We start from the raw sequence: 11143 nt of genomic DNA, 5'->3' as shown, positions 1-11143 counted from the left end.
GATCTCTCCACCAAATCGTCACCCTGAACTTGTTTGAGGGGCTTCATGCAAGAGAGATCTCTCCATTTCGCTGCGCTTCAGTCGAGATGACGAGATTAACTCTGCGTCGATAAGCAAAATCAGCGGGAAACAACAGAATTAGGGTTTCCGCTGACTTATAAAATACCGCAGATGCACCCCGCAAAACGCTTTACGCTAATCGCCTGACGCTACCTCCTCCTCAACAGCAAATGCTTAGGCGCCCCAAAAGTCTGCGATTTGTAAATCCCGGTATGGCCCGAAAATAAGTAAGCCATAACGCAGGCCAGTGCAATATAAATCCCCGATGCAGTACCAAAAAGCTCTACACCCATAAAAATGCAGGCCAAGGGAGTGTTCGCTGCGCCGGCAAATACTGCTACAAAACCCATTCCGGCCAATAAGCCAAAAGGTAAAGGGATAAATAAACTCAAGAAACTACCTAATGTAGCCCCAATAAAGAAAAGTGGAGTTACTTCGCCACCTTTAAAACCAGCGCCCAGGGTAAGTGCGGTTAAAAACAATTTAATAACGAAAGTATAATAAACTTCTTGTTGGGTAAATGCTTCTGATATAACTGGAATGCCCAGGCCAATATAACGTGTATTACCAATCAGATAAATAATTCCGATTAAAATAATACCGCCCACGAATGGCCTTAAAGGCGGATATTTAATTTTTCCAAAAAGCCTGGTCAAACCATGATTTAAAGCAGAAAAACTTCTTGCGGTAAGTCCGAACAATATTCCGGCACCTAAAGATAACAATAAATTAACCGAGCCCATTTCTGGTACAGCAGCAATAGCATAATGTGTATGACCAACGCCCCATGCCTTGCAGGCATAATCGGCAATAACTGCCGTAATAAAAGAGGGTAGGATAGCGCTATAGGTTATACTCCCCACAACAAAAACTTCCAGTCCAAATACTGCTCCGGCCAAAGGTGTGCCGAAAACAGAAGCAAAGCCTGCGCTAATACCGCAAATTAATATCACTTTCCTGTCCCTGGGTTTAAGTTTGAAAAGTTTGGTAAACTGATCTGCAAAGGCCCCGCCAATCTGCACAGCCGTACCTTCACGGCCTGCCGATCCACCAAATAAATGGGTAATAATAGTTCCTGCAAAAATAAGCGGTGCCATAATAATCGGGATCACTTTTTTTTGCGATTGCAACTCTTCAATTAAAAGATTGTTTCCTTTTACCACTGAGCTTCCCCAATAATGATAAGCCAAACCAATCATTAGTCCGGCAAGCGGCAAAAAAGCGATAATCCAAAGGTGTTGTTCGCGGCAGTTGGTTGCCCAGTTTAAAGTACTTAAAAACAGGGCCGAGGCAGAACCGATAATCCCACCTAATAGGACAGAGATGAAAAGCCATTTTAACGAGCTGATCAGCAGTAATCCGAAATCGCGATTAATAAAGTGTTTGGCAGACAGAAGAAACCCTTCTGTTAATTTTTTAACAGGCATTTTAATTCAATTTTAAATAAAAATCGTAGGAGTCATCAGCCTGTTTGGGCGGTTTTGGCGGCACCCCATCGCCATCGTTTCAAATGTATAAAATTTAGTTATTTGTTGCAAAATCTTTATCACCTTTGTGCAACTAACTTGAAACCATGGATTTCACACCAGAAATAAAAGATAAACTAAACCAATTACAAGAAAAGTATACCGCAATGGGGCAGGATATGGCATCGTACCTCGATGGCTTATTATATGCCGATTTCCTTACTTACTGGGATTACATCCACTTGGATACTTTATTAAGCTTACAAAGCCCTAAAACACCTTTTCCTGATGAAGAGATTTTCATCATGTACCACCAGATTACGGAACTTTATTTTAAGCTGGCCTTACACGAATGCAAGCAGATAGCCGAGCATGAAAATTTAACTGTCGAATTTTTTACCGCCCGTGTAAAAAGGATCAATGCCTACTTTAACGCCTTAACTACATCGTTCGAGGTTATGGTTGATGGAATGGAGAAAGAGCAGTTTTTAAAATTCCGTATGTCTTTACTGCCTGCCAGTGGTTTTCAATCCGGCCAGTACAGGATGATCGAGATCTGCGCTACCGATTTTATCCGCCTGGTAGATAAATCCAAACGTGAAGAACTGAGTAATGCAGGCATCGAAGAGCAGTTCGAAAACATCTATTGGAAATTCGGTGCAACAGAGCTGGCCTCTGGCAAACAAACCCTAACATTAAAACAGTTTATTAAAAAATATGCTGCTCAGTTTTTGCAGCTGGCAAAAGATCGCTCTCTAACCAATTTCTCTGCATTATATCACCAGTTACAGCTTAGTGGTGCAGATGTTTCTGCCCTGGCAGATGAATTGCGCAAGCTCGATCTGTATGTGAACGTAGAATGGCCTTTATCACATTACAAATCGGCTGTGCGTTATCTCGAGAAAGATCCGGTTGATGTTGCCGCAACGGGCGGAACCAACTGGCAGAAATATCTGCCTCCGCGTTTTCAGAAAAGAATTTTTTACCCTTTCTTGTGGACCAGCGAACAAATGGAGGAGTGGGGCAAAGGATGGGTGCTTAGTGTACTTAAAACACTCAAAAACAAAGATTAATATTGCAAAAAGCTATTAAAAAAGGCTGTTTTTTATTAATTTGCGCGAAATCATTAATGATTGAATTAGGGAATTAATAAATGACGGAATGAATGAATTATTGAATTGACGAATGCACAAAACATTCAATCATTGAAACATTCATTCATTCAAAATTAAAAAAAGTATGACCGAGACATTAGATATAAAAATCACTAAAGCAGCCGAAACACGTTTGACTGTTACTGATTTTTCGCAATTACCGTTCGGTAAGGTTTTTACCGATCACATGTTTACTGCCGACTACGAAGATGGCGAATGGAAAAATTTACAGATTCTTCCTTACGGCCCGATTCCAATGAGCCCTGCAATTTCTGCTCTTCATTATGGTCAGGCAATTTTCGAAGGCTTAAAGGCTTACCGTCATCCGGATGGAAGAATCAGTGTATTCCGTGCTGATAAAAACTTCGAACGTTTTAATAAATCGGCCGCTAGAATGTCGATGCCAACTATTCCTGAAGAAATTTTTATGCAGGGTTTGGCGGCATTGATCAATGTTGACGAGAAATGGGTGCCAAATCAGGAAGATTATGCTTTGTATATCCGTCCGGTAATGTTTGCTATGGACCCTTATTTAGGAGTTAAGGCATCTGATACTTATAAATTTGCATTATTAACCACGCCAACTGGCCCATATTACAGCAGTGCCTTAAAAGTGAAGATCGAAACTGAATTTACACGTGCTGATGAAGGTGGTGTTGGTTTTGCTAAAACTGCCGGAAATTATGCCCGTTCGTTATATCCTTTCGAGCAGGCTAAAAAAGAAGGTTATGATCAATTGATTTGGACTGATTCGGTAACCCACGAATTTATTGAAGAAGCCGGAACAGCCAATCTCCTTTTTGTAATTAACGGTAAACTGGTTACCCCATCAGTACGCAGTACGGTTTTAGATGGTGTTACACGCGATACAATTATTAAACTGGCTAAAGAAGCTGGTGTAGAGGTTGAAGAGCGTAGGGTTTCGGTTAAAGAAGTAATCGAAGGCATTGAAAACGGTAGTTTAACAGAAGCTTTTGCTGCGGGAACTGCTGCAACAGTAACACATGTTGGCGAGTTGGGCTATAATGGCCAGATCTATAAATTAACCGATCCGTCAACCAGACACATTTCGAATGGCATTGCTAAAAAACTGAACGACATCCGTTACGGTTTAGCACCTGACGAGTTTGGTTGGAACTGGGTTTTGTAATGATAAACTGATATAGATAACAATTAGACAAAGCGTCGTCATCTCGACTGGAACGCAGTGAAATGGAGAGATCTATCTTGATAGATTTCTCGACTTCGTTGCACTTCGCTCGAAATGACGACGCTTTTTATTGTATAATATTTGACAAGGATTTACAATCAAGCACAGAAAATGCTTTGATTAATACTCCAATTCTCTTACTCCGGACTTCTGACTTTCTTATTTATCCAAAATCACCACACCTTTAGCTTCAAAGGCCAGTTCCTTTTTAGGATCGGTAATTTTTGCTACTTCTTCTGGTGTCTTTTTAGCATCTTCTGCGTAATGGCGTAAAGTTTCAACAGAGATGGTCTGTTTTTTAGCAATTCCATCCAAAACAACTTTTTTGCCTATAATATCTTTGGGCATAAAGAAAGCATAATCTTTAAAAGTTACACGCATAGGGTCGCCGTTTGGCATTTCCAATGTCATCCAGCATCCCTTTTTCTTACACACATCTACCACCTTACCTTCGATTTTCATATCTACGGTTTTATTATCGCCCATTGCGGCTTCCATTTTAGCTGCTGGTTTCACGTCCCCTGGTTTAACTTCTTCACCAAATTTTTGGCCCGTGTATGCAGTTTGTGCAAAAGCAAATGCACCAAACAAACAAAAGCTCAGACTTAAAATAATTTTTTTCATAATTTATTGGTTATAATTCTTCCGTTTATTATCTTTTTCAAAGTTATTTAAAATTTTTCTAAATAATTATCCGAAAAAAATCCCCGTTAGTTTTAGCTAACGAGGATAAATCATCCCTATTTTAGCGTAGATCATATCCTAATGATTTACAACCTTAAAGGTTTAGGCAAACTTGAATCCAAAACAATAGTTATTGTCTCGAAATGTATTAACTAATTTATAATCAGTTTGTTATATCATTCATGTTAATGAGCGATTTTGTATAAATAACAGAAGTGTGGAATTTTATCTTCTTTTTGGGGAAAGTTGTGGATTTGCTGCCACAGGCTATTTTAACCAAATACCAAGCTAAATACTTCCTCTATTTTGCTTACTGCTTTAATTTCGATGTTATATTTTTCTATTGCGATGCCTTTCAGGTTATATTTCGAGATATAAATGCTTTCAAAACCCAGTTTATCAGCTTCTGCTATACGTTGTTCAATTCTGTTTACAGCCCTTATTTCGCCCGATAAGCCAACTTCGGCAGCAAAGCAGTTTTTAGAAGAAACAGCAATATCCTGCTGGGAAGAAATAATGGCAATTAATACGGCTAAATCTATTGCTGGATCCTCCACCCTGATTCCACCGGCAATGTTTAAGAAAACATCCTGTGTACTTAACCTGAAACCGCAGCGTTTTTCCAGAACAGCCAAAAGCATGTTCATCCTTTTGGTATCAAAGCCTGTTGCCGATCGTTGCGGTGTGCCGTAGGCTGCAGAACTTACCAGGGCCTGTGTTTCAATCAACATCGGTCTGGCGCCTTCCAAAGTTGCTGCAATTGCAATACCACTTAATTCTTCATCGCGTTGCGAAAGCAGGATTTCTGACGGATTGGAAACCTCCCTCAGGCCACTACCCTGCATTTCGTAAATTCCAAGTTCGGCTGCAGCACCAAACCTGTTCTTAATTGACCGCAAAATGCGGTAAACATGATGTCTGTCGCCTTCAAACTGTAAAACAGTGTCAACCATGTGCTCCAGTATTTTAGGTCCTGCAATGGCCCCGTCTTTGGTGATATGGCCGATCAGAAAAACGGGTACACCGGTTTCTTTGGCAAAACGCAATAATTCTGCTGTACATTCTCTCACCTGCGATACACTTCCCGGAGTTGAATCGATATGTGCGGAATGTAAAGTCTGGATAGAATCGATTACTAAAATTTCGGGTTCTAAAATTTCAATTTGTTTAAATATATTTTGTGTGGAGGTTTCGGTTAGGATATAACAATCTGAAGATGGGGTTTCTTTTATCCGCTCAGCCCGCATTTTAATCTGCTGTTCACTTTCTTCGCCCGAAACATAGAGTAATTTTTTTCCTTTTAAATTTAAGGCAAGCTGAAGCATCAGGGTCGATTTCCCGATTCCCGGTTCACCGCCGATCAAAATTAAAGATCCCTCTACCAAACCTCCGCCCAAAACGCGGTCGAGTTCTTTATCACCTGTTAAAATCCTTCTCTCGGTTGATGACTGGATTTCATCAACTTTACTAGGCTTGCTCAGTTTACGGCTAGTGGTATCGCTCTTCCATGTTGGAACGGATGCAGGGGTTTTCTCAACAATTTCTTCTACAAAAGTATTCCATTGATTACATGACGGGCATTTACCCAGCCATTTTGCCGATTCGTAGCCACAGCTCTGACAGAAATATGCAGTTTTTGATTTTGCCAATTGATTAAAATTTAAGATTACGAATTTAACCTTTCTTGTTGATAAACCTCGCAGGTTTTGAAAACCTGCGAGGTTTGAAATATACTTAAACCAAAAAAGCCCCAATTTTACATCGGGGCTTTCTAATATCAATCTGTTTCGAATTACAGCTTAATCTCTTCGTCTTTAGCAGAGATAAAATGAAACTCGTTTAAGTAATAGGATGATTGCGCCTTCACTTTAATCCACTGGCCGTATTTAAAAAACCAGCGGCGTTGAAGATTGAAAATGCCTTTAGTAATATAAGCTTCTATGTAAGGGTGTACGCAAAGGGTAACGCCTTTTTCATTCTGCTCTCTTAAAATATAATTAAGGTTGTTCTCAATATCATCCATTAAAACGATACTCGCTTTAATTTCTCCGGTCCCATCGCAGGCCGGACATTTTTCTACCGTAACAATATTCATTTCCGGACGTACACGCTGCCGGGTAATTTGTACCAAACCAAATTTGCTCGGAGGCAGAATGGTGTGTTTGGCCCTATCCAATAACATCAGCTCACGCAAATAATCGAATAGCATTTTACGGTTTGTTGGTTTGTGCATATCGATAAAATCGATTACCACAATACCGCCCATATCGCGCAAGCGCAGTTGACGGGCAATTTCTTTAGCCGCCTCTTTGTTTACCTGTAAAGCGTTTTCTTCCTGATTTTCTTTACTGGCAGTACGGTTTCCACTGTTCACATCTATTACGTGCAGTGCTTCGGTGTGTTCTACAACCAAGTAGGCGCCACCGGGTAAGTTTACTGTTTTACCGAAAGCATTTTTAATCTGCTTTTCTATTCCGAAGTGATCGAAGATGGGTTCTTTCTGTTTATACAGTTTAACGATTTTTTCCATTTCCGGAGAAATATCGTGTACATAAGAACGGATATCATCGTACAACTCTGGTGTACTCACGTAAACGTTTGTAAAATCAGGGTTCAGAATATCACGTATTAACGTTGATGATCTGTCCATTTCGCCCCAAACCCTTTTCGAAGGTTCGGTAGAAGGTATTTTTTTAATGAAGTTTTCCCATTTAGCAATCAGATCCAAAAGATCTTTCTGCATTTCGGCAACTCCTCTGCCTTCAGAAACGGTTCTGATAATTACCCCAAAATTTTGGGGCTTAATACTTTCGATAATCTTTTTTAAACGATTACGCTCGGTATTACTTTTAATCTTTTTTGATACAGATATGGTATTGGAGAATGGCACCAGTACCACATACCTGCCGGCAATCGAAATGTCGGAACTTAAACGTGGTCCTTTCGTAGAAATTGGCTCTTTTGCAATTTGTACGGGTAGGAGCATGTTTTTACTGAGCACATCAGAAATTTTGCCTGCCTTGTTAATGTCGGCTTCGAGCTTTAAATTATCTAATAATGTGCCTGTAACCGAGCCATTACGCTTGATCTTAGTTAGCTTAATTAAAGATTGCACCTGAGGGCCCAAATCAAAATAATGCAGAAAAGCATCTTTTTCATAACCAACATCCACGAAAGCAGCATTCAGACCCGGCATAATTTTTTTAATGCGGCCTAAATAAATATCGCCTACGGCGTAGTTATTATTGATTTGTTCTTTGTGAAGCTCAACAAGTTGTTTGTCTTCAATCAACGCTATGGTAACTCCGGCAGGAGTCGAATTGATAATTAATTCTTTTACCAACAGCTACAGATTTAAGGCTTTCGCCTATTAACAAATGGATAGTAAATAAAAAACATTGATCCAGCCTGAATGTATACAATAAAAAAAATCGTATAAATTGTTTAAACCTCATAGTGTTCACTATGAGGTTTAATAGGCTTAATCAAGATAAGAAACTATTTTTTCTTATGTCTGTTTTTTCTTAAACGTTTTTTACGTTTGTGGGTAGCCATTTTATGTCTTTTTCTTTTTTTACCGCTTGGCATAGTTTTAAGTTTTAAATGTTTTTATTAATCTGTTAATTAATTTTTATTCTTTAGTTCAGCTACCTTCTTATCAATAAAAGATGATAAGGTTGGATTAGCCGCTAATTTTTTGCTTGCTAAATAAGCATCAACTGCTTCTTTGTTTCTGCCTAAATTTTCGAGAGCTGTACCCAGGTAAAAATAAGCTTCAGGAGTTGGTTTCTCGGCAATAACCGTTTTAAAACGGGGAATTGCTTTATCGAACTGCCCTGATTTGATAGAGAACAATCCTAAATTCATATTGGCTTTTAAGTTTTTAGGTTCTTTAGCCACCACTTCGAGCAACATTGCAATACCTTGCATAGGTGCGCCCAAACCGTTTACTATTGTAACACCTAAGCCCGTTTTAGCCTCAATGTTTGTAGAGTCTTTCTCTAATGCATTCTTGTAAGATATATTGGCTTTCTGCAATAAAGCAGGTTGTGCCAGGCTATCCTGTGTACTTTCAAAAGCTTTTATAAACTGGTTACCAGCAGCCAGCCACGATTTTGCCGATGGCTCGCTCTGTGCAACAATTTCTAAATATAATGCAGAAGGTGTAATTTGCTCTACATCATCCCATTTTTGGGCCAATTGTTTTGCAAGTTCGATCTTTTCTGCACCGTTTGCACCTTTGTAAGTGTTTTCTAAAGCTGTAATATCTGTAGCCAGGTTTTTGTTGATTACATTTTTTGCAGCAGTAGATGAAGTTTCGATATTTAGTGCCGACGAAGTAGAGGCTTCAGCTGCTCCGGCCATCTGACCATTTGCAGGCATTTTGCCGTTTTCTTCAGTTGGTTTTACTAAACCCTTAATGTCTCTGGTAAATAAAAATGCAACAAGCAATACAATCGCTCCAATAAGTATGGTTTGTTTTGATCTGATGCTGCTATTCATATATTTAAGACTTAGGCTTCTACGTTAATTTTTTTTGAGTTGCTCTTTACTTTGTCAACAAATACTTTTGCTGGTTTAAAGCTTGGAACAAAATGTTCCGGGATAATTATTGCAGTATTTTTTGAGATATTTCTCGCAGTTTTTTGCGCTCTCTTTTTAACAACAAAGCTTCCGAAGCCTCTAACGTATACATTTTCACCGCCAATCATGCTGGTTTTGATAACCTTGAAAAATGCCTCAACTGTTTCCTGTACATCAACCTTCTCAATTCCGGTTTTTGTTGATATTTCTGAAATAATATCTGCCTTAGTCATATTTTATTAATTATTATATTATGTGTTTTAATATTACTACTGTTTTGGGGTTGCAAAAGTATTGCTTTTTAATGAGATAGGGAAATAAAAGATGATTTTTTTATCTCCAGACTTATCAGCCAATTGCAAGTTTTTTTTAAATCGAATAAATACACCGTAATTTGCAGCAATGACATTTCAAAAAGAACTCATCAATTGGTACCTGCAGAACAAGAGGGATCTGCCCTGGAGGCACACCAAAGATGCTTATACCATCTGGTTATCAGAGGTTATTTTACAACAAACAAGAGTAGAGCAGGGGCTGCCATACTTCAATAAATTTTTGGAAAATTTTCCTACAGTTGGTGATTTTGCCAGCGCCACAGAAGCGAAAGTTTTAAAACTCTGGCAGGGCTTAGGTTACTACTCGAGGGGTAGGAATATGCATGCCACTGCTCAAATTGTGGTAAAAGATTACCATGGAATCTTCCCAAATCTGCATGATGAGCTGATAAAATTAAAAGGAATAGGCGAATATACAGCCGCTGCAATCTCCTCTTTTTCGTCGGGTGAGGCTCGTGCCGTTGTGGATGGAAATGTATTCAGGGTGCTTGCCAGGTACTATGGAATTAACACAGCGATTAATTCTCCGGCAGGGAAAAAAGAATTTTATACGTTGGCAAATGAGCTGCTTTATCAGGAAGATCCAGCGCTTTATAACCAGGCCATTATGGAGTTTGGTGCCATGCAGTGTAAGCCTAAATCTCCAAATTGTGGCATCTGTCCGCTCAATCAAACCTGTTATGCCCTTAACAATAAGGTCGTAAATGAGCTCCCGGTAAAGCTTAAAAAGGCAACACAGAAGCATCGTTACATTAATTATTTTGTCTGTTTTGAAGATGGGCAGGTATTGGTTAGGGAAAGACAGGCCGGCGATGTATGGCAGCACCTGTACGATTTTCCAAGCCTCGAAACGTTAACGGATGAGGGTGAAAATACAAAATCTTTTATTGATCAGGTGAAAATTACTTATGGAAATGATGCGCACTTTGAGTTAATCAGCACGAAAAAACATATTTTAACACACCAAATTATCCATGTCCGATTTTTTGCATTAAAAAATTATATATTTAACTTTAGTAAACAAAAGGAACTTAATTGGGTTTCTTTAGATAAGTTAGATGAGTTACCGCAGCCAAAAGTAATCCACGATTTTGTACAGGATTACTTTTTAAAAGACAGGATGGAGTAACTAACCATCTATAGCGGTGCATATATACGTAACGAAACAACTAACCAAAAATATTTATGTCTGGGATTAACAAAGTTATTTTAGTAGGCCATTTAGGCAAAGACCCTGAAGTGCGGCATTTAGACGGTGGCGTAACAGTTGCCAGTTTTCCGTTGGCTACTTCGGAAACGTACAACAAAGACGGCAAGAGAGTAGAGCAAACAGAGTGGCACAATATCGTATTGTGGCGCGGCCTGGCTGAGGTAGCTTCCAAATATCTACAGAAAGGCAAACTGGTTTATATTGAAGGCAAACTAAGAACAAGGTCCTTTGAAGATAAGGAAAAGGTTAAAAAATATGTAACAGAGATTGTTGCCGAAAATTTTACGATGCTGGGCAGAAAGAGCGATTTTGAACAAAGTCCAACTACGCCAGCGCATCAAAATACCGAATCGAAAATTGAAGATGAATTTACCATTGGCCCGTCAGATGAAAGTGGCGACCTGCCTTTCTAAATTAATCTTTGCAAGATCATATTAATG

The 11143-nt window shown here is 39.2% G+C and carries 10 protein-coding genes and 1 riboswitch; of the genes, 4 read left to right on the top strand and 6 right to left on the bottom strand.

Annotated features, from left to right (window positions below):
• Window positions 1–209: 209 nt before the first annotated feature.
• Window positions 210–1487, bottom strand: a complete 1278-nt coding sequence (locus DRW42_RS12240) for a voltage-gated chloride channel family protein (RefSeq protein ID WP_113949105.1) — start codon at window positions 1485–1487, stop codon at window positions 210–212.
• 19 nt (window positions 1488–1506) lie between these two features.
• A riboswitch (Fluoride riboswitch) is annotated at window positions 1507–1569 on the bottom strand.
• Window positions 1570–1633: 64 nt separating this feature from the next.
• Here DRW42_RS12240 and DRW42_RS12235 point away from each other — a divergent pair.
• Both DRW42_RS12235 and DRW42_RS12230 read left to right on the top strand, forming a co-directional pair.
• The gene (locus DRW42_RS12235) at window positions 1634–2599 is read left to right on the top strand and encodes a tryptophan 2,3-dioxygenase family protein (RefSeq protein ID WP_113949104.1); all 966 of its coding nucleotides are present in this window, start codon (window positions 1634–1636) and stop codon (window positions 2597–2599) included.
• Between the two features lie 166 nt (window positions 2600–2765).
• Entirely contained in the window at window positions 2766–3830 is a 1065-nt protein-coding gene (locus tag DRW42_RS12230; protein WP_113949103.1) for a branched-chain amino acid aminotransferase, read from the top strand.
• A gap of 219 nt (window positions 3831–4049) precedes the next feature.
• Here DRW42_RS12230 and DRW42_RS12225 read toward each other — a convergent pair whose 3' ends face one another.
• From DRW42_RS12225 to DRW42_RS12205, 5 genes are all read right to left on the bottom strand, one after another.
• On the bottom strand, window positions 4050–4514 hold the full coding sequence (locus tag DRW42_RS12225; RefSeq protein ID WP_113949102.1) for a DUF4920 domain-containing protein: 465 nt from the start codon (window positions 4512–4514) through the stop codon (window positions 4050–4052).
• Window positions 4515–4846: 332 nt separating this feature from the next.
• Complete coding sequence (gene radA / locus DRW42_RS12220) at window positions 4847–6223, bottom strand: DNA repair protein RadA (RefSeq protein WP_113949193.1); 1377 nt, start codon at window positions 6221–6223, stop codon at window positions 4847–4849.
• Between the two features lie 143 nt (window positions 6224–6366).
• Window positions 6367–7917 (bottom strand): Rne/Rng family ribonuclease, encoded by a 1551-nt coding sequence (locus DRW42_RS12215; protein ID WP_113949101.1) that lies wholly within the window; start codon window positions 7915–7917, stop codon window positions 6367–6369.
• A 281-nt stretch (window positions 7918–8198) separates the two neighbouring features.
• Window positions 8199–9077: a tetratricopeptide repeat protein gene (locus DRW42_RS12210; protein WP_113949100.1), complete on the bottom strand. Its 879-nt coding sequence runs from the start codon at window positions 9075–9077 to the stop codon at window positions 8199–8201.
• An 11-nt stretch (window positions 9078–9088) separates the two neighbouring features.
• Window positions 9089–9391 carry an HU family DNA-binding protein gene (locus DRW42_RS12205; RefSeq protein WP_025143406.1) on the bottom strand — a complete coding sequence of 101 codons (303 nt, stop codon included), beginning with the start codon at window positions 9389–9391 and terminating at the stop codon, window positions 9089–9091.
• 169 nt (window positions 9392–9560) lie between these two features.
• Between DRW42_RS12205 and mutY the strand changes: the two genes are divergently transcribed.
• Window positions 9561–10622: an A/G-specific adenine glycosylase gene (gene mutY, locus DRW42_RS12200; RefSeq protein WP_113949099.1), complete on the top strand. Its 1062-nt coding sequence runs from the start codon at window positions 9561–9563 to the stop codon at window positions 10620–10622.
• A gap of 56 nt (window positions 10623–10678) precedes the next feature.
• Window positions 10679–11116 carry a single-stranded DNA-binding protein gene (locus tag DRW42_RS12195; RefSeq protein WP_113949098.1) on the top strand — a complete coding sequence of 146 codons (438 nt, stop codon included), beginning with the start codon at window positions 10679–10681 and terminating at the stop codon, window positions 11114–11116.
• Window positions 11117–11143 lie beyond the last annotated feature (27 nt).

The sequence above is a fragment of the Pedobacter miscanthi genome (assembly GCF_003315595.1).
Classification (GTDB): Bacteria; Bacteroidota; Bacteroidia; order Sphingobacteriales; family Sphingobacteriaceae; genus Pedobacter; species Pedobacter miscanthi.
The sequence above is the reverse complement of the archived record's forward strand: the minus strand, read 5'-3'. Positions and strand labels throughout refer to the sequence as shown.

Coding starts and splice junctions, on each gene's coding strand:
- DRW42_RS12240 (WP_113949105.1), bottom strand. CDS start 1,487: ATGCCTGTTAAAAAATTAACAGAAGGGTTTCTTCTGTCTGCCAAACAC.
- DRW42_RS12235 (WP_113949104.1), top strand. CDS start 1,634: ATGGATTTCACACCAGAAATAAAAGATAAACTAAACCAATTACAAGAA.
- DRW42_RS12230 (WP_113949103.1), top strand. CDS start 2,766: ATGACCGAGACATTAGATATAAAAATCACTAAAGCAGCCGAAACACGT.
- DRW42_RS12225 (WP_113949102.1), bottom strand. CDS start 4,514: ATGAAAAAAATTATTTTAAGTCTGAGCTTTTGTTTGTTTGGTGCATTT.
- DRW42_RS12210 (WP_113949100.1), bottom strand. CDS start 9,077: ATGAATAGCAGCATCAGATCAAAACAAACCATACTTATTGGAGCGATT.
- DRW42_RS12205 (WP_025143406.1), bottom strand. CDS start 9,391: ATGACTAAGGCAGATATTATTTCAGAAATATCAACAAAAACCGGAATT.
- mutY (WP_113949099.1), top strand. CDS start 9,561: ATGACATTTCAAAAAGAACTCATCAATTGGTACCTGCAGAACAAGAGG.
- DRW42_RS12195 (WP_113949098.1), top strand. CDS start 10,679: ATGTCTGGGATTAACAAAGTTATTTTAGTAGGCCATTTAGGCAAAGAC.